26 protein-coding genes are annotated in these 21,708 nt (G+C 48.3%); 18 read left to right on the forward strand and 8 right to left on the reverse strand.

The annotated features are described in order from the left end of the window. Positions 1–34: 34 nt before the first annotated feature. From QCB45_RS00545 to QCB45_RS00560, 4 genes are all read left to right on the forward strand, one after another. Positions 35–352: a hypothetical protein gene (locus QCB45_RS00545; RefSeq protein WP_279418586.1), complete on the forward strand. Its 318-nt coding sequence runs from the start codon at positions 35–37 to the stop codon at positions 350–352. 154 nt (positions 353–506) lie between these two features. After that, positions 507–1,475: a permease gene (locus QCB45_RS00550; protein WP_279418588.1), complete on the forward strand. Its 969-nt coding sequence runs from the start codon at positions 507–509 to the stop codon at positions 1,473–1,475. Positions 1,476–1,495: 20 nt separating this feature from the next. After that, positions 1,496–2,083 carry an MTH895/ArsE family thioredoxin-like protein gene (locus QCB45_RS00555; protein WP_279418590.1) on the forward strand — a complete coding sequence of 196 codons (588 nt, stop codon included), beginning with the start codon at positions 1,496–1,498 and terminating at the stop codon, positions 2,081–2,083. A 175-nt stretch (positions 2,084–2,258) separates the two neighbouring features. After that, positions 2,259–2,834 (forward strand): c-type cytochrome, encoded by a 576-nt coding sequence (locus QCB45_RS00560; protein WP_279418592.1) that lies wholly within the window; start codon positions 2,259–2,261, stop codon positions 2,832–2,834. 117 nt (positions 2,835–2,951) lie between these two features. Here the strand turns inward: QCB45_RS00560 and QCB45_RS00565 are convergent, their stop codons facing one another. Beyond that, positions 2,952–3,245, reverse strand: coding sequence for a VF530 family protein (locus QCB45_RS00565; protein WP_279418594.1), 294 nt, complete (start codon positions 3,243–3,245; stop codon positions 2,952–2,954). 6 nt (positions 3,246–3,251) lie between these two features. Next, positions 3,252–4,544 carry a glycosyltransferase gene (locus tag QCB45_RS00570; RefSeq protein ID WP_279418596.1) on the reverse strand — a complete coding sequence of 431 codons (1,293 nt, stop codon included), beginning with the start codon at positions 4,542–4,544 and terminating at the stop codon, positions 3,252–3,254. Between the two features lie 102 nt (positions 4,545–4,646). Between QCB45_RS00570 and cobO the strand changes: the two genes are divergently transcribed. From cobO to QCB45_RS00600, 6 genes are all read left to right on the forward strand, one after another. After that, on the forward strand, positions 4,647–5,255 hold the full coding sequence (gene cobO / locus QCB45_RS00575; RefSeq protein WP_279418598.1) for a cob(I)yrinic acid a,c-diamide adenosyltransferase: 609 nt from the start codon (positions 4,647–4,649) through the stop codon (positions 5,253–5,255). Positions 5,256–5,337: 82 nt separating this feature from the next. Next, positions 5,338–5,637, forward strand: coding sequence for a hypothetical protein (locus tag QCB45_RS00580; RefSeq protein ID WP_279418600.1), 300 nt, complete (start codon positions 5,338–5,340; stop codon positions 5,635–5,637). A gap of 20 nt (positions 5,638–5,657) precedes the next feature. Further along, on the forward strand, positions 5,658–5,993 hold the full coding sequence (locus tag QCB45_RS00585) for a hypothetical protein (RefSeq protein WP_279418602.1): 336 nt from the start codon (positions 5,658–5,660) through the stop codon (positions 5,991–5,993). Positions 5,994–6,058: 65 nt separating this feature from the next. Beyond that, positions 6,059–6,412, forward strand: a complete 354-nt coding sequence (locus QCB45_RS00590; RefSeq protein WP_279418604.1) for a hypothetical protein — start codon at positions 6,059–6,061, stop codon at positions 6,410–6,412. 231 nt (positions 6,413–6,643) lie between these two features. Then, positions 6,644–7,891, forward strand: coding sequence for a GGDEF domain-containing protein (locus tag QCB45_RS00595; protein WP_279418606.1), 1,248 nt, complete (start codon positions 6,644–6,646; stop codon positions 7,889–7,891). Next, positions 7,854–8,333 (forward strand): peptidylprolyl isomerase, encoded by a 480-nt coding sequence (locus QCB45_RS00600; RefSeq protein WP_279418607.1) that lies wholly within the window; start codon positions 7,854–7,856, stop codon positions 8,331–8,333. The genes QCB45_RS00595 and QCB45_RS00600 overlap by 38 nt, the downstream gene beginning before the upstream one ends. 27 nt (positions 8,334–8,360) lie before the next feature. Here QCB45_RS00600 and QCB45_RS00605 read toward each other — a convergent pair whose 3' ends face one another. Further along, complete coding sequence (locus QCB45_RS00605) at positions 8,361–8,657, reverse strand: PP0621 family protein (RefSeq protein WP_279418608.1); 297 nt, start codon at positions 8,655–8,657, stop codon at positions 8,361–8,363. A gap of 196 nt (positions 8,658–8,853) precedes the next feature. On the opposite strand from QCB45_RS00605, the gene sucC reads away from it, so the two are divergent. From sucC to QCB45_RS00620, 3 genes are all read left to right on the forward strand, one after another. Next, complete coding sequence (gene sucC, locus QCB45_RS00610) at positions 8,854–10,023, forward strand: ADP-forming succinate--CoA ligase subunit beta (protein ID WP_279418609.1); 1,170 nt, start codon at positions 8,854–8,856, stop codon at positions 10,021–10,023. Continuing rightward, positions 10,023–10,904, forward strand: a complete 882-nt coding sequence (sucD, locus tag QCB45_RS00615) for a succinate--CoA ligase subunit alpha (RefSeq protein ID WP_279418610.1) — start codon at positions 10,023–10,025, stop codon at positions 10,902–10,904. Before sucC ends, sucD begins: the two co-directional genes overlap by 1 nt. 61 nt (positions 10,905–10,965) lie before the next feature. Next, entirely contained in the window at positions 10,966–12,594 is a 1,629-nt protein-coding gene (locus tag QCB45_RS00620) for an NAD+ synthase (protein ID WP_279418611.1), read from the forward strand. A gap of 101 nt (positions 12,595–12,695) precedes the next feature. Here the strand turns inward: QCB45_RS00620 and QCB45_RS00625 are convergent, their stop codons facing one another. Further along, entirely contained in the window at positions 12,696–13,535 is an 840-nt protein-coding gene (locus QCB45_RS00625) for an outer membrane protein assembly factor BamD (protein WP_279418612.1), read from the reverse strand. Between the two features lie 63 nt (positions 13,536–13,598). Between QCB45_RS00625 and rluD the strand changes: the two genes are divergently transcribed. Both rluD and pgeF read left to right on the forward strand, forming a co-directional pair. Next, on the forward strand, positions 13,599–14,642 hold the full coding sequence (rluD, locus tag QCB45_RS00630; protein ID WP_279418613.1) for a 23S rRNA pseudouridine(1911/1915/1917) synthase RluD: 1,044 nt from the start codon (positions 13,599–13,601) through the stop codon (positions 14,640–14,642). A gap of 56 nt (positions 14,643–14,698) precedes the next feature. Next, a complete protein-coding gene (gene pgeF, locus QCB45_RS00635; protein WP_279418614.1) occupies positions 14,699–15,448 on the forward strand; it encodes a peptidoglycan editing factor PgeF in 750 nt (249 codons plus the stop codon). 21 nt (positions 15,449–15,469) lie between these two features. Here the strand turns inward: pgeF and QCB45_RS00640 are convergent, their stop codons facing one another. After that, a complete protein-coding gene (locus tag QCB45_RS00640) occupies positions 15,470–17,461 on the reverse strand; it encodes a monovalent cation:proton antiporter-2 (CPA2) family protein (RefSeq protein WP_279418615.1) in 1,992 nt (663 codons plus the stop codon). Positions 17,462–17,602: 141 nt separating this feature from the next. Further along, the gene (gene nadC, locus QCB45_RS00645) at positions 17,603–18,445 is read right to left on the reverse strand and encodes a carboxylating nicotinate-nucleotide diphosphorylase (protein WP_279418616.1); all 843 of its coding nucleotides are present in this window, start codon (positions 18,443–18,445) and stop codon (positions 17,603–17,605) included. 124 nt (positions 18,446–18,569) lie between these two features. Between nadC and ampD the strand changes: the two genes are divergently transcribed. After that, positions 18,570–19,139, forward strand: a complete 570-nt coding sequence (ampD, locus tag QCB45_RS00650; protein WP_279418617.1) for a 1,6-anhydro-N-acetylmuramyl-L-alanine amidase AmpD — start codon at positions 18,570–18,572, stop codon at positions 19,137–19,139. A gap of 19 nt (positions 19,140–19,158) precedes the next feature. Here the strand turns inward: ampD and QCB45_RS00655 are convergent, their stop codons facing one another. Then, positions 19,159–19,374: a uracil-DNA glycosylase gene (locus QCB45_RS00655; RefSeq protein WP_279418618.1), complete on the reverse strand. Its 216-nt coding sequence runs from the start codon at positions 19,372–19,374 to the stop codon at positions 19,159–19,161. Positions 19,375–19,531: 157 nt separating this feature from the next. Here QCB45_RS00655 and QCB45_RS00660 point away from each other — a divergent pair, with 157 nt between their 5' ends. Beyond that, the gene (locus QCB45_RS00660) at positions 19,532–20,047 is read left to right on the forward strand and encodes a flavodoxin (protein WP_279418619.1); all 516 of its coding nucleotides are present in this window, start codon (positions 19,532–19,534) and stop codon (positions 20,045–20,047) included. Between the two features lie 132 nt (positions 20,048–20,179). Here QCB45_RS00660 and QCB45_RS00665 read toward each other — a convergent pair whose 3' ends face one another. Beyond that, positions 20,180–20,833 carry an HAD-IB family hydrolase gene (locus QCB45_RS00665; RefSeq protein ID WP_279418620.1) on the reverse strand — a complete coding sequence of 218 codons (654 nt, stop codon included), beginning with the start codon at positions 20,831–20,833 and terminating at the stop codon, positions 20,180–20,182. Positions 20,834–21,018: 185 nt separating this feature from the next. Between QCB45_RS00665 and QCB45_RS00670 the strand changes: the two genes are divergently transcribed. Next, positions 21,019–21,507: an RNA pyrophosphohydrolase gene (locus QCB45_RS00670; protein WP_279418621.1), complete on the forward strand. Its 489-nt coding sequence runs from the start codon at positions 21,019–21,021 to the stop codon at positions 21,505–21,507. Positions 21,508–21,708: the final 201 nt, after the last annotated feature.

A 21,708-nucleotide genomic window follows, 5' to 3' on the forward strand; every position in this document is an offset into this window, starting at 1 on the left:
CCTGCCGGGGTTTGAAAATGGGGTTGGGGATGTTATGTTTCGTAAGAAAAGCGGATTGTTATTGGTCATCGCCTGGCTGATGGGGTTGACCGGCCTGGTTTTTGGTGTGGTTTTGGACCCATTGTGGTTTGCGCGCTTCGGGAGTCTGGTGGTGTTGTTTTCAGTGATGAGCGAGTATGCGTTATTGCACGGTGAGTTGGATGTGCTCTACCAGCGTTTGGAGAAAGTGGAAGCGGACGATGATATGCCGGACTTGACGCCGTCCAAATGGCATAGAAAAAAAGTGTTTCTTTCACATGTTACTGTCGTGGCCGGAACGTTGATCTGGGGATTTGGTGACCTGATTCTTTAGGTTTCGTCGCTGCGTTTTTGCGGTTTGGTTTTTTATTGAAAGCTTTTTTAAATCCGCGCCCTTTATTATATTTGTTTAAGCAAATATAATAAAGGTAGAGAGGTGATGATTCATTCAGAGCCTTTGACGAAATCTAGCAAAGGAGAGCAGGGTTATGTTCGAAAGTTTCGGTAACTGGATCGCTTATCAGGTAATCGGATTGGATGCCGGATCGCAGTTGGGTCAGGCCGTGCAATTCTTTGTTATGGACGTTGTGAAAATCTTCGTTCTTCTGGTTGTGATCATTTATGTGATGGGGTTGTTGCGTGCAATGGTATCGCCGGAAAAAGTACGCGACATCGTTAAAGGTAAGCCCAAATGGATGTCCAAAAGCTTGGCAATCGGTTTGGGGGCAGTGACACCGTTCTGTTCCTGTTCGTCGGTTCCATTGTTTATCGGTTTCGTTGAAGCGGGCATTCCTTTGAGTACGACGTTTGCTTTTCTGATTGCGAGTCCAATGATCAATGAAGTGGCCGTGGTGATTTTGGCGAGTATTTTGGGTTGGAAAGTCGCATTGTTGTATGTATTGGCCGGTGTGGTGGTGGCTTATGTCGGTTCTTGGATAATGGACTTTTTCAAACTGGAACGTTACGTGGAGTCTTATGTCTGGAATATCCAGAGCCGCCAGACAGACGAAAATGGACAGGCCTCTTCAAAAATGTCTTTGCCACAGCGACACTCTTTCGCTCTGTCTGAAGTGAAAGAGATTGTGAAACGCATCTGGAAATGGGTATTGATCGGTATTGCCATCGGTGCATGGTTTCACGGTTACGTCCCGGAAGAGTGGATCGTATCAACGTTGTCTTCGTCGGAGAGTTGGTGGACGGTTCCGGCAGCGGTAGTGGTGGGGGTTCCTTTGTATTCGAATGCGACGGGGGTGATTCCGGTCATCGAAGCGATGCTAAACAAAGGCGTTCCGATCGGTACCAGTCTGGCGTTGATGATGAGTATTGCAGCTCTGTCTCTGCCGGAATTGTTGATTCTTCGCAAAGTGATTCAATGGCCTGCGTTGGCGATTTTCATTGGTATTCTGGCTGTGTCGTTTACGTTGGTGGGTTGGTTGTTTAATTTTTATTTAGCTTGATGCTATTCAGGAGTAAAAAAATGAAAGGTAATGCAATGATGCGCCTGTTGGCGTTGATGATTTTGGTTCCGCTGATCTTGGCGCATTTTACAGGGCAAGTGGATCTGACAAAGCCGACGTGGTTGTGGTTGACGTTGTTGGCGGGCTTAAACGCTCTACAATCCACATACACTGGGTGGTGCCCTCCAGCGAACTTTTTCAATAAAGATGGAAAAGGTGCATCGTGTTGCACGACTGAAAGCAGTTGTTGTGGTGAAGAGAGTAAAGATTCTTGTTGCTCGTCTGCGCCTGCAGAAAAAGAGAGCGCTTGTTGTTCCGGTGATTCTAAGAAAGGTGTGTCGGGAACGGGATGCTGTGGTTCCGACTCGTCGGATAAACTAGTCATCAAAGTTTTGGGAAGCGGCTGTGCGAATTGTGATGCAACTGCCAAGCTCATTGAGAGGGCAGCCTCTGAGCATGGTGTTGGGATCGAACTGGTTAAGGTTGAAGATTTCGCTGAAATCGCCGCTTACGGTGTTATGTCGACGCCAGCGGTCGTGATTGATGAAAAGGTTGTGCATTCCGGTTCAGTTCCGACTAAAGACGTCGTTGCAAAGTGGTTTGAGTAAGAGTGCTTTGAATGGAGAAGGTGGATTCTTTCTAGAGAATAAATAGGCATCAAAATCTAAATTGATACGTAATTAGAATTATTGATTTACAATTTGAGGCAGTTTTCTGCATAATGACTGCAAGATATAACCTATTTCAGGTCTCCATTCATAATAACCAGGAAGGAAAAGGAACATGGAACAATTAAGCGCTTTATTGAATCGTTCGTCTATCAAGCCATTGTGTTTGGCGATTGGCATGGTTTCCGCATTGGCTTTGACGGGCTGTTCAAGTGATGAGGAAGGAAGTTATTCATCGGACAGCGGAGCTGGCGTATCGGCTCCTGCACCGGATCAGCCTAAAGCGGCGGATGTAAAACAGCCTGAACCGGCTCCGGCTCCGATGCCTGAACCGGCTCCAGCTCCAGCAGCCATGCCTGAACCGGAACCTATGCCTGAATCGGCTGCTCCGGTTGCGGATAAGGTAGAAGAGGTTAAGCAAGAAGCTCAGGCGGCTGCTACAGAAGCTGTCAGTGCGGCGAAGAACGGTTCGAGCATCTATGGAACTTGTGTCGGCTGTCACGGTCCGAACGGTGAAGGTGGTGTAGGACCGAAATTGGCTGGTCAGAGCAAAGCGGACATTGCCAGCAAGTTGGCTAAGTATAAAGCCGGTGAGCAGATGGGCGCGATGACTGCAATGATGGCGCCGATGGCGTCCGGCTTGAGCGACGATGATATTCAGGCGGTTGCCGACTACATCTCGACGCTTTAATTCAAATAAGTCGTAAGAGAACCTCTGCTTTTTAAGAGGGGGAAAGAAAAAGGGAGTTCGTTTAAACGAACTCCCTTTTTTATTGTCTTTTAGAATGTTTGAGGCTTCGTAAGTTCTTTATTTTTTGCCCTGTTTTTTGTATTTGCCCCAGTTTTGACTGGCCTGGATATAGAGCTCCTCAACCTTTTCCCGTGCCCAAGGGGTTTTTCTTAAAAACGTTAGACTGGACTTGATGCTGGGGTTGTTCTGGAAACAGCGAACCGGAATGCGTTCCGCCAGCTCTTGCCAACCGTATTGCGAATGTAATTGGGTGACGATTTCTTTTAGTGTGATGCCGTGCAACGGGTTGTTGGGTTGCGGGCGTTTCGGCGTATTGTCTGACTGTTTGTCCGTTTTATCTTCTTGAGTCATCTGTTTTCATTCCGGTTTTCTGTTTTTCGCTTCAATCCATTGTGCCATGTATTGAGTGCTTTTATGTTGGTGATGACGCAGCATCGAGCCTATGAAGTTTTGTTTTCGATGCCTTTCCAAGGCAGCAAGTATTTCTTCGATCCGTTCAATCAGAGCTTCGCCCTGTTGGGCGTTGCAGTAACGTTCTTTAGCGAGTGATTTGCCTTTGGATTGCGCTTTTTGCCATAAAGTCTGGTTTTGGTAAAGCTCAATTGCGGCTTCAGCGATGGCGTCTTCATCGGTTGCAATCAATCCCGGCCAATCCGATCGGCTGGCATCTTGAGGCAGCATCGCTTCCGCTCCGATGGGAGTAGTGATGCTGGGTGTGCCACACAGCATGGCTTCTGCCAATTTGCCTTTGATGCCGGCTCCAAATCGCAAAGGTGCTAGACATACTCTGGCCTGGCTGAGAACCAGCAAAGCGTCTTCGGCCCAGCCTTTGACAAGAAAACCTTGTTTTGGGTTGTTCAGGTCGGTGACTTTTTTAGCGGGATAAGCGCCGTAGACATGCAGTTCTGCCTGCGGTAACGCTTGGCGGATTTTCGGCCAGATAGCCGTTTTCAGCCAGAGTACGGCGTCCCAGTTGGGGGCGTGGCGAAAGTTACCGATGAAAACGAAGTGTTGGCGTTGTGTATCGTCCGGCATTTCCGGCAAACGGTCGCTATCGTACAGAAACGGCAGTGTGAATAGCAGTGAAGGTGAAACCTGGAAGGCCTGTTGTAGAAGTCTGGTTTCGAATTCGGAGATCATCAGGGTCAGGTCGCTGCGGAAAATGGAGGCGACTTCCCTTTGCGTCAAGTCGTTGTCCGCCATTATGTCGAACAGGGTTTCGGCGGTGTTGTCCCATAAGGGCGACAGGTCTTCATTCTCTTTTTTGAGCAAGTTTTTCAGGCGTTGCTGACGGGCTTCGCGCAGACTGTGAAGGTCTTCGGTATTGAGTATCCGCAGAGCATTCGGACAATGTTTCTCGACGCGCCAACCGAACTGCTCTTCCATCATGAAGCGGTCAAACACAACCGTATCCGGTTGGAGTTGGCTGACAAAAACGTCGAAACTGGCGCTGTTGAGTTCAATCGGTTGTTCGTCGATGCCCAGGGTGTTCAAATCTTCCCTGTGTTCACCCAAGGCCGCCGGGCTAGCGAATGTAATCTGCCAGTCGTGCCGTTGAAACAGCTCGATGAGTTGCATCATGCGGGTTCCGGCGGCGGAGGATTTAGGTTCCGGCCAGACATAGCCGATAATCAATAGCTTTCTTTTCATCAGTCTCAAGATGTGAGTATTTTGCATAGTATAGCGTTTTTGGTTTTCGGCCGACGTGTTAAACTGAGGCCTTTCAACAGACCTCTAAGCGGATAGAAAGCCATGGCCGTTACGATTACGGATGAAAAGCATAATCAGATCATGAAACGCCGAAAGGCTTATATGGATAGTCGGATTTCTGCGTCTGACCAGGATTGTGGTGTATTGGTGGTCAATACCGGCGACGGCAAGGGCAAGAGCAGTTCGGCGTTTGGAATGGTGGCCAGAGCGCTGGGTCACGGCATGAAGGTGGCGGTTATCCAGTTCATTAAAGGGGCGATGACGACAGGCGAAGAGAAGTTCTTCAAGCGTTTTCCGGACGAGGTTGTCTTCAAGGCGATGGGCGAAGGCTTTACCTGGGATACTCAAGATCGTAGCCGCGATATCGAGATTTGCGGCATTGCCTGGAATGAGGCGCGTAAATACCTGCAGGACGAATCGTTTGATCTGGTGGTTCTCGACGAGTTGAACATCGCCTTGAGTTACGGTTATCTGGATTGGAACGACATCGAAGAAGACGTTTTGAACCGGCCTCATCAGCAGCATGTGGTGATTACTGGTCGAGGTGCGCCGCCGGAATTGATTGAAGTGGCGGATACGGTGACTGAAATGAAATTGGTAAAACATGCATTTGAAAAGGGTATCAAGGCGCAAGACGGCATTGAAATGTAGTTTTTGGGGACTTGAAATTCGGGCTTTTGGCCTTATTCTTTAACCATTGTTATTAGATGCTTCCAAAGAAGGGAAAGAAAATATGAAATCAAAGTGGATTGGATTGGTTTTTAGCGGTTTGATGCTGACTCAAGTGGCGACTGGCGCTCAGGCGGGTGTTTGGGAAAATATCAAAGAGGATGCCGCGAAAGCTTGGGAATCGACCAAGGAAACCGCTTCTGGTGTTGCTGATGATGTGGTCGACGGTAGTAAGACCGGTTATGAGAAAGCGAAGAAACTGGGTGATAAGGAAACCTACACCAACGCTTGGGAAGGCCTGAAGCATTCGGCCAAAAACCCGAATAAAGCGCCTGAAGACGAAGCGGGCATTCCGCAAGATTAATCCATAAGTAGGAACACAGGATGATGTTATCGAATGTAATCAAGGGTGTGGGTTTGATTTCTGCCGTTGCCATGTTGGCAGTGGGAACGACCGGGTGCGAGAAGGTGACCAATAGCGCCAAGAACATCCAGTCGGACTGGATCGGGTTGAATCGTACGGTTGAAGTTTACAGTTGTATGAGCGGTAAGTTGTTGAAAGTCTACAAGGGCGATATCCGTTTGAACCCGGAAGACAATTACGGTGCTTCTTTGTTGGTGAACGGCAAAAAGTTACACACCAATATGTGTTATATTATTTCCGAAAAAGGCATTAAGGAAGAGCCTTTGCCTACGACGTTGCCGTCGGCCGGAATGTGATGTTGTCGGCTTTTTTGTGCGGCATTGAATCGAATAATTTTAACCCAAACATGTAGATTGTCTTGATGATGAAACCAATTTTAAAACTGACAGGCCTGTTCACAATTGTTGCGGCAGTTCTGACAATGTCGGCCTGTTCAACGGTACAAACCCAAGAGATTGATAAAGAAACTTTTTTTCTCACTGAGTTTTACCATGAGCCATTCACCAGTTACGACAGCTGGTCTTTAAGACGTCAAGCAAAAGACCTGTGCCCGACGGGTTATAAATATCTATTACGTAAGGCCGGAAAGTCTTCCGAATTCGCCAAGCAGGATTTTGAATGCATCGGCGGCAAGAATTGCGAGTACGCCTTGGAGTGGCGAATCAAATGTACCGACCAACCGGAAGAGAAGTTCTCGTTCTTCGGTAAGAGTTAAGGTCGTTTGATTTCGGTTAATTCTATTTTGGTACAGTTGAACGTGTTCTGAAAGTGAACAGGCCTGGTTGGTTCTAACCTCCAGGCCTGTTTGTTTTTGAGACGAACGAAATATTCCTAGTGTTTCAAAATTGTGGTTTTTTATCCCTTCAAACCTTAGCGGAAATGTTCCGAAAATGGTAAAGTTCGGCTTTGATTTGAACATTCATTCTTATTAAAAAAGGTGCTTGGTTTGGTTCGACACTATATCTGGTTGATTTTATTGAGCGGCTTCGCAATCTGGCAGGCCTCTAGTATCCAATCCTGGCCTTTAGGCTGGCAATCCCTGCTCTTCTATGCACCTTATGCGGTTGCAGGTATCGGTGCTTTCATCAGTGTTTTCCTCAATCGTATGCAGGCGGTCTTGTTGCTGGTCAGTGTCAGTATCGTTGTTCTGGCGTTAAGCTATTTCGTTCCAACCCAGTTGACCGACCCGTCGATGCAAGTGGTATTCCCTTTATTAAGTGTACTTCTTCCGCTTAACCTGCTGCTGTGGGTGCTGGTTCCTGAAAAAGGGGTCAAGCATAATGTCTACAACTTGCTCTTATTAGGGGGCTTCGCCGCTCAGGCAGCAGGTATTTACTGGGTGATGCAGAATATGCCGGTTGAGTTCGTCACCCATCTGACGACGCCAGTTAGTATCGATCCGACTTTCCCGATCAAGGTTCCGATGGTTGGCAGTGTGGTGATCTTGTTGGTGGCGAATATTCTGGTGATCCGTCTGGCGATGATGCACAAAGCGAAAGTGCTGGATGTCGTTGTCCTGTTCGTTTTGGTGTTGATGGCATATGGCCTGAACCAGCCGGGCGAATACGGCGTGTTGGAATGGATGGCGACGATCTCCGGTCTGATGATTATGCTTTCACTGGTGTTCGATGCGCATAAGATTGCCTATACCGATGAGTTGACGGGTATGGCTGGACGTCGAGCCTTGTTCGAATCGTTCATGGGGCTGACGCGAAAATATACGGTGGTGATGATCGACATTGACCATTTCAAGAAGTTCAACGATACCTACGGGCATGATATCGGTGATTTGGTTTTACGCACAGTCAGCCGTGTACTGAACGGTGTCGGTTCCGGAGGGAAAGCGTTCCGTTTCGGTGGTGAGGAATTTACGGTGCTGTTTGTCGGTAAGACGCCGGAACAGGTGCGTCCGGTTATGGATGCGTTGAGAAAAGAGGTCGAGCAGACCAATCTGAGCTTTAAACATAACGGTAAGGAAACCTCAACCAAGGTGACCGTGAGTATGGGGGTGGCTCAGAAGACCAAAGAGATGAAAACGCCGGAAGAAGTTATTAAGGCGGCCGATCAGGCGCTCTATCAAGCCAAAGAGTTGGGGCGTAACCGTGTGGTGGTCGCCGGAGATCCGAGCGAACAAGCGTTAAAGAAAGGACAAAAAAGTGCAAGAATCCGCAAACGAAACACAAAATCAGCTTAATGGCGATACGCCGCCGTTGGTTCAGGAAAATAGCGACGTAGAAATTAGTTTTCAGTTATCCATGCCTAATGGCGTGGTCGTCGAGGAGACCGGAGAGGGCGAAAGCTTCCGTTTTACCATTGGTGACGGGACGTTTTTGAATAAACTGGATGAACTGTTGATCGGTTTGGAAGTAGGAACCACCGGAACCTTTACCATTCCGCCTGAACAGGGATTTGGGCAGCCGGATCCGGCGAACCTTCAGACAATGTCGAAAAGCGACTTTCCGGCGGATATGCCTTTGGAAGAAGGGCATGTGATCGGTTTCAATACACCGACCGGCGAAGAGATTCCCGGAAAGGTTCATGAAGTCGACGGCGACAAAGTCATTATCGATTTCAATCATCCTCTTGCCGGTCAGACGGTGATTTTTAAGGCTAAGATTCTCGCGATCCACTCTTAACCGGAACACGGCAGCTCATAGGGTTTCTTAGTCGGAGGTGTCGTCGAAAGTACGGTCGGCTCCGTGTTTTTTATGGAAGTCACGCATATGGCCTTCACTACAGAATGTGTCTTTGCCATCGTAGAAGGCTTCGGATTGTGGTAGGTGGATGCCGCATTCGGCGCAGCGAACCATCGATTGCGGGTCTGAATCGGACGGTTTTTTTCCATCGGTTTTCTGCTCCGCTTCGCGGTTGCGTTGGCGGATTTCAATAACCCGGTTCAGGGTGAATTTCAGGATCAGGAAAACAAGAATTACAAATAGCAGAAAAACAATGGCTCTCACGGCGCTCTCACAATGAATTGTTGGTGCAATCATTGTCCAAAAATCATACAATAAAAGCAATTTTTATCTTGCTATAAGCCTTTAAGAAAAAGACACGTGATGATCTCGTGATTTTTGAAGGCTCATTACTAGTTATCGTTCAAAAAGGCTGTCGATAGCGGTCAGGGTGGACGGGAAACCGGAGACGTTTTTTTAAATGAATTTACACGAATATCAATCCAAGTCTTTATTTGAAGAGTATGGTATCGGCGTGCCGAAAGGGCAGTTGATTACCCAGTTGAGCGAACTGGACGCGGCGTTGGATGCATTGCCAGGAGAGGCTTGGGTCGTCAAGGCTCAGATTCATGCGGGTGCCCGTGGTAAAGCGGGCGGCGTACAGTTGGTCAAGAGCCGTGAACAGGCACACGAAGTATCTTCGCAACTATTGGGAAGTTCTTTGGCGACGATTCAGACTGCCGGTAAGAAATTACCGATCAACAGTCTGTTGATTGAAGAGACGTTAGCGATTGAAGAAGAACTGTATCTGAGTCTGGTGGTGGACCGTGTCAGCCGTACGCACACTTTCATCATTTCCGCTGCAGGTGGTATGGATATCGAAGAGGTGGCCGAAACTTCTCCAGAGAAAATTTTGAGCGTGCATATCGACCCGACTGTCGGCGTTATGCCATACCAATGCCGTGAGATCGGGTTTGCGTTGGGTCTGACGGGAACCGCGTTCAAGCAGATCGGTCAGTTGATGCAGCGATTCTATCAGTTGGCATTGGATAAAGACGTCTCCCAGGTCGAGATCAACCCTTTGATCCGTACGGCGGATAATGAATTGGTTGCTCTGGATGCAAAAGTGAATATCGACTCCAACGCTTTGTACCGTCAACCTGCACTGGTAGAAATGCGTGATTTCTCACAGGAAGACGAACGTGAAGCTAAGGCGTCCGAGCACCAGTTGAACTACATCGCCCTGGACGGCGACATCGGTTGTATGGTGAACGGAGCCGGTCTGGCGATGGCAACTATGGATTTGATTAAGCTGAACGGTGGTGAACCTGCGAACTTCCTGGATGTTGGTGGCGGCGCTACGCCTGAACGCGTTTCGGAAGCTTTTAAGCTGATTCTTTCCTCATCGGAAGTGAAGTCGATTCTGGTGAATATTTTCGGCGGAATAGTTCGTTGTGATTTGATTGCGGATGGAATCATTCAAGCGGTACAAGAAGTCGGACTGACGATTCCGGTTGTGGTGCGTTTGGAAGGTACCAACGTCGAATTGGGTAAAGAAAAATTGGCGCAAAGCGGTTTGAGTATCATCACCGCAGATGGTTTGGCGGATGCTGCTAAGAAAGTGGTGGAAGCAGCAGGAGTATCAGCATAATGAGTATTTTGATCAACAAAGACACCAAAGTAATTTGTCAGGGATTCACCGGTAAACAGGGGACTTTCCACTCCGAACAGGCAATTGCCTACGGAACCAAAATGGTTGGCGGCGTGACGCCGGGGAAAGGCGGCCAGACACATCTTGACCTGCCAGTGTTTAATACCGTTCGTGAAGCGGTTGAGCAGACCGGTGCAGAAGCGTCGATGATTTATGTGCCACCTCCATTTGCAGCAGATTCGATCATTGAGGCGATTGCGGCGGGCATCAAAGTCATTACTTGTATTACCGAAGGAATTCCGGTTGCGGATATGTTGAAAGTTCGAGCGGTTCTTGAAAAATCGGACGCTTATCTGATCGGTCCGAACTGTCCGGGACTGATCACTCCTGGCAATGACGGTAACGGCTGCAAGATCGGGATTATGCCGGGGCATATCCACTTGCCTGGTAAGATCGGCGTCGTATCGCGTTCCGGAACGCTGACTTATGAAGCAGTTCATCAGACCACGCAAAACGGTTTGGGTCAGTCGACTTGTGTCGGTATCGGTGGTGACCCGATTCAGGGAATGAATTTTATCGATTGTCTGAGCTTGTTCCAGGAAGATCCTCAAACCGAAGGGATCATCATGGTAGGTGAAATTGGTGGGCAAGCGGAAGAAGACGCCGCCGCCTTCATTAAAGAACATGTCACTAAGCCGGTTGTAGCTTACATCGCTGGCGTGACGGCACCTCCAGGCAAGCGCATGGGGCATGCCGGGGCAATCGTCAGCGGTGGGAAAGGAACAGCGGAAGCCAAGTTTGCTGCATTGGAATCTGCTGGTGTGACGGTCGTACGTTCACCTGCCGATTTAGGTTCTGCGATGTTGGAACAGTTGTCCTAAGGGACATAACGGCGGGTTGTTTCAACCCGCTATTTTCATGAATGGCTGAAAAGAGACGAATATGACGCAAAATGTAACCGTCGTGATGGCACAGATTAATCCGGTTGTGGGTGATATCTCGGGAAATGTCGAGAAAATCGTTGAGTCGGCTCAACAGGCTAAACAGGATTTGAATGCAGATATCGTGGTGTTTCCGGAAATGACTCTAACCGGTTATCCACCGGAGGATTTGCTGCTGCGCGAAGGTCTGTATGTGCAGATCAATAAGGCGTTGTCGACACTTTGCGAACGTGTTAAAGATGTGGTTATGGTGATTGGTTATCCGATGATGGACGACCTTGGAGAGCGTTTCAATATGGCAGCTTGGATTGAAGATGGTCTGATCCAGGCAAGTTACATAAAACAGAATCTTCCAAATTACAGCGTGTTTGATGAATACCGGTACTTTTCCGCCGGAAATCAGCCTTGCGTGGTAGAGTTCAAAGGCATTAAGTTTGGTGTTTTAGTCTGTGAAGATATTTGGAAGATCTCGCCTGCGGCACAGTCTGCCGAGGCGGGAGCGGATGTGTTGCTGAACCTTAATGCATCGCCTTTCTCTTTTGAGAAGCATCAGGACCGGATTGATGTTGTGACTCGGCGAGTCGACGAAGTGAAAAAGCCGGTGGTCTACGTGAATCAGGTTGGCGGTCAGGACGAGTTGGTGTTCGACGGCGGTTCGTTTGTGATGTCTGCCGATGGTGAGGTAATGGCGCAGGCCGAAGAGTTCAAAGAGTCTTTGGTTGCCGTTGAATTCTCAAAAACGGACAGTATCGTGACCGTACTTCCAGGGCAAATATCGCCTTTGCATGACCGGGATGCTCGCATCTATCAGGCTTTGATTCTCGGCGTTCAGGACTATGTCCGTAAAAATGGATTCCCTGGGGTGCTTCTGGGGTTGTCGGGCGGCATTGATTCGGCGCTGACGTTAGCGGTCGCGGTGGATGCTCTGGGTGCGGACAAGGTTGAGGCCGTGATGATGCCGTTCCGCTATACAGCCGCAATCAGTATCGAAGATGCCGAAAAACAAGCTAACACCATGGGTGTTAAATACAGCGTCATGCCAATTGAACCGATGTATAACGCTTTCGAGACAACTTTGTCGGAAGCGTTTGCGGGTTATGAGGAAGATGTGACTGAAGAGAATCTTCAGGCACGTATCCGTGGTACCTTGTTGATGGCGCTTTCTAACAAAACCGGTAAGATGGTGTTGGCTACGAGTAACAAGAGTGAGGTGGCCGTTGGTTATTCCACTCTTTATGGCGATATGGTCGGCGGTTTTTCACCACTTAAGGATGTTCCTAAAACCACAGTTTACCGTTTGGCTCGTTACCGCAATACAATATCGGAAGTGATTCCGGAACGTGTAATTACGCGTGAGCCGTCGGCGGAATTACGCCCAGATCAGAAAGATCAGGACTCTTTGCCGGATTATGAAGTGTTGGATGCGATCATCAAGGCCTACGTCAAGCAGGACAAGACGCCGCAAGAGATTAGCGAACTTGGTTATGACGAAGCAGAAGTACGCCGCGTGATTCGATTGATCGACCGCAGTGAATACAAACGTCGTCAAGCGGCACCGGGGATTAAAATCACCCATCGTGCATTCGGGCGTGACCGTCGTTACCCGATCACCAGTGGCTATTCTGAATAAGCTGCCATTAATTTAAATATGAATTAAAAAAGGGAAGCCCGTATCGTACGGGCTTCCCTTTTTTATTGTCTTTATTTTGAGAAGTATGGGGCTAAGGGTGATTAGATTGCATCCATGATTTTGTCCCACCAGGAATCTTTGTTTTTGAAGGGGGGTTCAATTTCCTTAGCTTCTTGAGCCGCCTGCTCTTGAATCTTCTGGTTGTACTCGTACACCTTCAGGGTGTCCTGATAGTTTTGCTTCATACCTAATGCAGCATAACTGTCTTTCATCAGCTCGAGAGCTTTCATGTTGATGACGGCACTAGGATAGTCTTCGATGATCACGCGGCAACGGTTTGCAGCGGCCAAATACGCTTTTCTATCATAGTAATACTGGGCGACTTGAAATTCGTGCCTTGCCATACGGTTACGAATAATGATCATGCGCTGCATGGCGTTTTTCGCATAGTCCGTGTTAGGGAATCGCTTGACCAGTTCTTCATAAAATTTGAAAGCACGCTTACTGGACTTCATGTCACGGTGTGCCGGATCCGTGATGAAAGGATCCAACCAGCTTTTGACAACGGAATCCGCTGCGATCGCTCTTAGGTAGTAAGCGTAAGCCAAGCTCTTATGCTTCGGATAGAGTTTGATGAATTCATCCAGTTCACGGATGGCCGATTCCGGTTCGTCGTATTTGTAATAGGAGTAGGCCAATTCAAGATAGGATTGTTCGGCATAGCTACCGTAGGGAAAATAAGCTTTTAGCTTTTCATAGTATTGAATGGCTGTATCCCAGCTCTCGTTTTCAAACGCTGAAGTGGCCTCGGAGTAGAATTCTTCAACAGTCATCTCCGAATCGGGTTTCTCAAGAAGGGAGGAACAACCTTGTAAAGAAAATGTCAGGACCAGCGCAACGGATAACAGCGATTTTTTCATGTTTCTTAGGTTACAATACATAAATTGAATAAGATCAAAATTGTATCATAGTTTAACCGCTTCACAGTATTTTAAGGCTATCAATTGAGTACGCAGATATTAAACGCACAAATTCCCCAATCTTCTATCGGACAGCGCTTGGATGTGGCGATCGCGCCACTGTTTTCAGACTATTCCAGAAGTCGTATTCAGCAGTGGATAAAAGAGGGTAAGGTCTCCGTTGACGGAGAAGTTTGGACCAAACCCCGTCAAGCCGTTTTGGGCGGAGAAAAAGTCGAACTGACTGCAGAGCTGGAAGAAGAAACTTCGTTGGAAGCGCAGGATATTCCGCTGGACATCATCTATGAAGATGATGCCATCATGGTCATCAATAAACCAGCAGGCCTGGTGGTTCACCCGGGTGCCGGCAATCCGGATCAGACGTTGATGAACGCATTACTGTTCCATGATAAGCGTTTGCGTGAAGTGCCTAGAGCGGGAATCGTACACCGTTTGGATAAGGAAACTTCCGGTTTGATGGTTGTGGCGAAAACCGTTCCGGCACAGACCCATTTGGTCGAGCAGTTGCAACGTCACGCAGTTGAACGTATTTACGATGCGGTCGTGGTCGGCAAAATGATTTCCGGCGGCACGGTCAATAAGCCGATCGGGCGCAGTTCCCAGGACCGCAAGAAAATGGCGATTCGTCTGATGGGCGGTAAGCCTGCAGTGAGCCATTACCGTGTCCTTGAACACTTCCGTGAACATACCCGTGTGCGTGTTAAGTTGGAAACCGGTCGTACTCATCAGATTCGTGTTCACATGGCTTCCGTTGGTTTTCCTTTGGTCGGTGATCCGGTCTATGGTAAACGTTTACGGATTCCGAAGCAGATGCTTGAAGAGTTCGTGGAAACTCTGAGAAGCTTCAAGCGTCAGGCGTTACATGCAGGGGCGCTAAGCCTGACTCATCCAGTAACCGGTAAAACGATGAAGTGGAAGGTCGATATGCCGGAAGATATGCTGAACTTGATCGATATGCTTCGTGACGATATGGACGAGTTTGAAGCTCAACATGCCGGCTACGATGAATTCGATTACGATTACGGTGTTGAAGTGGAATGGGTGACCGATGACGATATTCCGGATTGAGCCGTTTGGCATTTCAATAACCAGTCACTGTAAGTCGAGTAACTAGATACTTTCTTATGTTTATCCATCCCGACTGGCCTGCTCCTAAACAGATCAAAGCCTTGTGCACTACCCGAAAGGGCGGTGTCAGCAAGGTTCCCTATGATAGTTTCAATCTTGCCACTCATGTCGGCGACCAAACGGACGACGTTGAACAAAACCGTTTATTGTTGAAACGCTTGGCGGACTTGCCTTCCGAGCCTTTTTGGCTTGACCAGCAGCATACCAAGACACTGATTTGTCTGGATGACTCGGATGTATCGGATTGGGAACCGGTGGTTGCGGATGCGTCTTGGAGTAGTTTACCGAACCATGTCGCAGTGGTCATGACAGCGGACTGCCTTCCTATTTTAGTTACGAATCTCCAAGGGACCTTGGTGACGGCGATCCATGCCGGTTGGAAAGGGGCGGCTGAAGGGATTGTGACTAAAAGCCTGCTTGCTTTGCCGGAAAATCCGGAAAATCTGATGGTGTGGATCGGTCCGGCGATACGTCAAGACTATTTTGAGGTCGGCAAGGATGTTCTCGAAGCCTTTGTGAAACTTAAAGCTGAGAACGAGCAGTACTTTCAGCCGTTGAGTAAAGAGGGCGCCGAGAAGTATTTGGCAGACTTGGCAGGCCTGGTTAAATCGGAAATGTTGGATTTAGGCGTCCAACACATCTACGACAGCGGTCTCTGCTCATTCGAGAATCAAGAAGATTTCTATTCTTACCGTCGTGACGGTCAGACCGGTCGCATGGCATCTTTGATCTGGATTGCCGATTGACTTCGGCAATCTGGATTCTGTTTAAAGCCCGTTACCTGTTTTTAGAAAGTAATCGGCACGTTCCACGTCTTCGGCCAAGCCTGAGATGACAATTCGGTCATCCACGCGAATCCGGGTTTCGACGTCCGGGTTTTCACCTCTGACATGGCCGCGGGCGATGGCATCCACTTTGACGTTCAACTGGTCAAATGGTAACTGTTTGATTTTTTTTCCGACGGCGTAGTCCTTATCCAACATCAGTACCGTGTGAATCACACGGTTCATGATCTGATGCTCATCTAACGGGTTGTCATATTGACCCGGATAGAAGTTCTCCAGCAGTTTGTAACGGTTTTTCCGGATCTCACGGGTTTCCCGCAAGACTTTGCTTGGTGGTTGGCCGACCATCAGAAGCAGGTGCGAGGAGAGCATGATGCTTGATTCGAAGGTGTCCGGAACCACTTCGGTTGCACCGGCTTCTAGCAGTTCATTCAGGTGCGAGTCGTCGATGGTACGAACCAGAACCGGAATGTCCGGAGAAATGTGGCGGATAGTGTGAAGAATCTTCATCGAAGCATGGTAATCACTGAAAGTGATGATGACCGCTTTCGCCTTGTCGATTCCCGCTGCATGGAGAATTCGCTCTTTGGAGGCATCACCGTAGTAGACGCGTTCGCCGGCATTGTTTGCTTCGGTAACACGGCGGATATCCATGTCGAGTGCCACGAAGTTTTCCGGAGCCTTATGCAGGAAGCGGCTGACGGTCTGTCCGACACGTCCGAATCCACAAAGGATGATGTGGTTGGACAGATAGATGTTTTCCTGGGCGATGACTTTTTCCATCTCGCTTTGGCTTTTCGCATAACTGCCGCGATTAATGAAGCGGGTGATGTTGCCATTGAATTTGACCAATAGCGGCGCGATTGCCATGCTGATGACGGCTGCTGTCAGTAGGATATTACCTTCTTCTTCCGGCAGCAGGCGATAGGTAAAGGCGAGGGTCATCAATACCAGACCGAACTCACCGACCTGTGCCAAAGAAATGGATGTGCGCATGGCGACACCGGGCTCTTTGTTGAATAGACGGGCAACCGCGTAGATGACTACGCCTTTGACAAGAATGATGCTTACCGCGACGGCGATGATGATCCAGAAATGTTCCAGTAACCGCTCGATGGAGATGAGCATCCCGACGGTGACGAAGAACAACCCAAGAAGGATGTCCTGGAAAGGGCGGATGTCGGATTCGATCTGGTGGCGGTACTCGGTTTCACCCAGCATCATACCGGCCAGGAAAGCGCCCAGTGTCATGGAAAGCCCCATTTCCTCAGTCAGGGCGGCCGAACTCAAGGCTACCAGCAGTACGGTCAGGGTGAAAAGCTCGGAAGATTTTGCGGAAGCGACTTCATGGAAGAGCGGACGCAAAAGATAACGGCCGATTGCGTGCATGACGACGACGATCAGGATACCCTTCACGAAAGCACTTACAAGTGACATGGTGAGTGCGTTTTCACCTTCGCTCATCGCCAGAGCGGGAATCAGAATCAGCAATGGAATTGCCATGATGTCCTGGAATATCAGGATGCCGATTGCCGAACGTCCATGGCGGGATTGGATTTCGGCCTGCTCTGTCAACTGCTTGATGACGATAGCGGTTGAAGACAATGCAAAGGCGGAGGCCACCACAATGTTGGTGTTATTATCCAAGCCGGCGAACCAGCCGATGATATAGATAATAATACCGGTACTGAATACCTGCATGCTTCCCAGGCCGAATACCTGCTTGCGCATCGTTAGCATCTGCGAGAGGGAAAACTCGAGGCCGATCGAAAACAGCAGGAATACGATCCCTAGTTCGGCGAGGAGCTTGATGTTCTTCTCTTCCTGAATCCAGCCGAAGCCATACGGCCCGACGATGATACCGACGATGATGTAGCTTAAAATCGGCGGAAAGTGCAGACGGCGGGAGATTGATACGGTGATGACCGCAATCCCTAAGAGTAAGACGATATGTAGCAGCAGGTGGTCGTTCACTGGGTTCCTTGGTTATCCGAGTTGATGCTGGTTTTTTAAGGTAAATTTCAATTCTGATTAGTAATATTAACTACGTCGTATTAACTATAAAGTATTTTAATGTTTTAGAGTAGCCTTTAACCTTAAAAAATATAGGTTTTATTACAGGTTTTGAAAGCGCATTGACAGGTCAATTGCCTGAACGTGCTTGGTGATCGCACCCGTTGAGATGAAATCCACCCCTGTGGTCGCTAATGTGGCGAGTTGACCGATTTCGACGTTACCCGAAACTTCCAGTTTCGCGCGACCCTCTACAAATTGAACGGCCTGGTGCATCATGTCGAGTGTAAAGTTATCAAGCATGATAATGTCTGCACCGGCTTCAACCGCTTGGCTGACTTCGTCCAGATTTTCGGTTTCGACTTCCACTGTGACGTTTGGGTGATAACTTTTCGCGGTGGAGACGGCATTGGCAATTCCACCCGCAGCCATGATGTGATTCTCTTTGATCAGAATCGCATCGTACAAACCAATGCGATGGTTCGTGCCACCGCCGCAGGCGACGGCGTATTTTTGCGCCAGTCTGAGTCCAGGTATGGTTTTACGGGTGTCGAGCAGTTTGGTTTTGGATTGATTCAACTCGGCAACATAACGTGCTGTGACGGTTGCCGTGGCAGAGAGTGTCTGCAGAAAATTCAATGCGGTGCGTTCGGCTGTCAGAATGGAGCGGGCCGGCCCTTCAAGCGTACACAGTAATTGATCCGCTTCAACGGTTTCACCTTCTTTTACCACCCAGTTGATCGCTATCGCGGGATCGACTTGTCTGAACACTTCGTCGAACCACGGACGTCCGCAAACAACGGCTGATTCACGGCTGATGATGTTGGCCGTAGCGCGGTTGGCTTCCGGAATCAGGTCGGCGGTCAAATCGCCTTCACGGACATCTTCGTCAAGTGCAATACGAACGGTTTCGGTCAGGTTTTGGAAGTAGTTGATTTCGCGCATAGAACTTTCTGTTAAATAATTAGGGGTATAATTAAGAATATTGTAAATCGCTTGGTTTCTGTATTATACCTCAACGAGAGGGGAGTAAAGGCCTAAGCTATAACCTATTCTAAGGGAGTTTTGAGTGTATCAAGTGGATGTGGAATCAGGCCTGTGCAAACAGGCGGAATTTATTGAAAGTCCGAACTATGATGAACGTCCTCAAGGAAGCCGTCCGGAATTGATTGTGATCCACGGCATCAGTCTGCCTCCCAAGCAATTCGGCGGTGACGCGATCACCCAGCTTTTCACCAATCGTCTGAATCCGGAAGAAGATCCTTATTTTGAAAAAATTCACGGGCTGAAGGTTTCCGCACATGCGTTGATTCGCCGTAACGGTCAACTGATTCAATATGTACCTTTCCACTTCCGTGCGTGGCATGCAGGCCTTTCGTATTTTGAGGGGCGTGAACGCTGTAATGATTTTTCAATCGGGATTGAGTTGGAAGGTACCGATGAAACCTGTTACACCTCAAGTCAGTACCATACTTTGAGCGATCTGATTAAAGGGCTTTGGCAGGCTTATCCCGAATTAAAATCCAATCCGGTAGTCGGGCACAGCGACATCGCGCCGGGTAGAAAAACCGATCCGGGAGCCTATTTTCAATGGGCATCTTTGGAGCGTATGTTGGAAGAGTCGTCAAAAAAGGTTTGATTGAAACCGGAATGTTAATTTAGGCAATCCATCCAGTCTTTGGTGGCGTTTTCTTCGGTGGTTCTTCTTTGGGGGAGAATTTCTTGCAGGCTTCGCCAGAGGTTTCCAGAACCACTTGACTTGGAAGGCGTTTGCTTTTGAATCCGAATGCTTTGCAGCCACGCGGTTGGTTGGCGTCCCAAGTGATGTAGAAATGCCGGCATTTAAAGCAGTCGATCGAATTAGTTTTTTTCATAAAGCACTATAAAATTTAGTGAATTAATTCTCAAAAAGGTTGTGCTATGATGCGCAATATATAAGTATTAGTTATGCTGTATAAGGTTTTTTATGGCCTTTGAGGCTTTTAGTAACAGAATTCATTTTACTTTCATTTGATTTAAAAGGGTATAGACATGAGTAAAGTTGGCCTATTCTACGGGACGGATACAGGTAACACCGAGCGTGTTGCGGATATGATTATGGAAAAGATGGGTGCAGACCTGGTTGAAGTCCATGATATCGCAACCGCCAGTGCCGATGATTTCGCCAAGTACGACAAGATCATCCTAGGTCAACCAACTTGGTATTACGGTGAGCTTCAAAGTAGCTGGGACGATTTCTGGGAAGACTTCAAAGGCATCGATTTTACCGGGAAGACGGTGGCTTGTTTCGGTTTGGGCGACCAGGCGGATTATGCTGAGTACTTCTTGGATGCGATGGGGCTGATGCACGATGTGGCTGTCGAAAACGGCGCAATTCCGGCAGGCTATACGTCAACCGACGGTTTCGAATTTGACGAATCCAAGGCGATTACGGAAGACGGTGAGTTCTTTGTTGGGCTGGGTATCGACGAAGATCAGCAACCGGAATTGACCGAGCAGCGTGTCAATGATTGGGTTGAGCAGGTCAAGGAAGAGTTTGAACTTTAAACGGTTTCAAGCTTGCTACCCTGAATAAAAAACCGCTTAAATGCGGTTTTTTTATGCCTGAATATTTGTAAAACGGTCTTGAAAACAGTGCCGAAAAACCCAACAGGCCTGTTGGGTTTTGAAAATTGTATTTTAACGCAGGCTGATTACAGGCCAGTTGTTCTGCTCTGCGACTTGTTTCAATTTGTCATCGGCATCGACCACGATCGGGTGGTCGACAATCTCAAGCAACGGCAGGTCGTTGTGTGAATCCGAATAGAAGTAACTGTCTTCAAGTGTTTCATTTTCCTGCTGCAGCCATTCTTTAAGACGAGTAACTTTGCCTTGCTGAAAAGTAGGAATGCCGGCAACTTCTCCGGTATACCGGCCGTCAACGATTTCGCCCTCGGTTCCCAATAGCTCGTCGATGCCGTAGCGCGCTCCAATCGGACGAGTGATAAAGGTATTGGTGGCGGTGATGATGATAACGCGGTCGCCTTTGGCTTTGTGCTCGTCTACCAGAGCCTGGGCTTTTGGTAGAAAGATGGGTTCGATGAAATCTTTCATGAACTGATTGTGCCAATCCGCCAGGGTTTCCATGCTCTGTTCGCTCAACGGTTTGAGTGCAAAGCGCTGATAAGCCATGATGTCGAGCGTTCCGGCTTTGTAATCTTCATAGAACTGGTCGTTCTGTTTGGCAAAGGCGCCACCGTCCACGAGGCCGTTCTGTACTAAAAACTCGCCCCACAGGTAATCACTGTCGCCTGCAATCAAGGTATTGTCCAAGTCGAAAATCGCTAATGCCATGCCGTTTTGATCCGAATATTGAATTGGGGCACAATCCTAAACCATTGATTGCGTTGCGACAAGTAGCGCTGCACGAAATTTGCAAAGAACCGTTATCTGGTAACAAACAGAAATTTAAGATTGAAAAAATTACAAAACTCAGGCAATAATAACCGATATTTATATTGAAAGATTTAAGGTTTTTTGTGATAGATGAAGATGGGTATCGGCCGAATGTCGGTATTATAATTGTAAACAAGGAAGGTAAGCTTTTTTGGGGAAAGCGCATCCAGCAGGATGCGTGGCAATTTCCTCAAGGCGGGATTCGCGAACACGAGACCCCTCAGCAAGCCGTGTTTAGGGAGCTCAAGGAGGAAGTCGGTCTAGAGCCTTCGGATGTCCGCGTTTTAGGGCGTACCGAAGATTGGCTGACCTATGACTTGCCTAAGCATCTCATTCGCCACTACAGTCAACCGGTCTGCATCGGTCAGAAGCAGATCTGGTTCATGTTGGGGCTGGAAGGGGATGCCGAGCGAATAAATCTAGGCTTGCACGACAGTCCTGAATTCGAAGATTGGACGTGGGTTGACTACTGGCGTCCGGTTCAGGAAGTGGTTTCGTTCAAGCAGGCGGTTTACCACCAAGCATTGACCGAGCTGGAAGAGACGCTGGATAAATTCTGGCTTCCAAGGTAGGTTGTTTGTATCGAGTTTTTGACCTGATAAAAGTTCATTTAAAGCCCCGGTTTCGGGGCTTTTTTATGTCTAAAGGTCGCATTTTTTTTACGTGTAATTACAATGGTTTCAATCGCTTAGCATTCTGATAGCCTTTGAACAGGCCTGTTCAGGCCGCTTTAAATGTAAAAATACATTAAAAAATGTTATTATGCTTCGAAT

Source organism: Thiomicrorhabdus sp. ZW0627 (genome assembly GCF_029767005.1).
Classification (GTDB): Bacteria; Pseudomonadota; Gammaproteobacteria; order Thiomicrospirales; family Thiomicrospiraceae; genus Thiomicrorhabdus.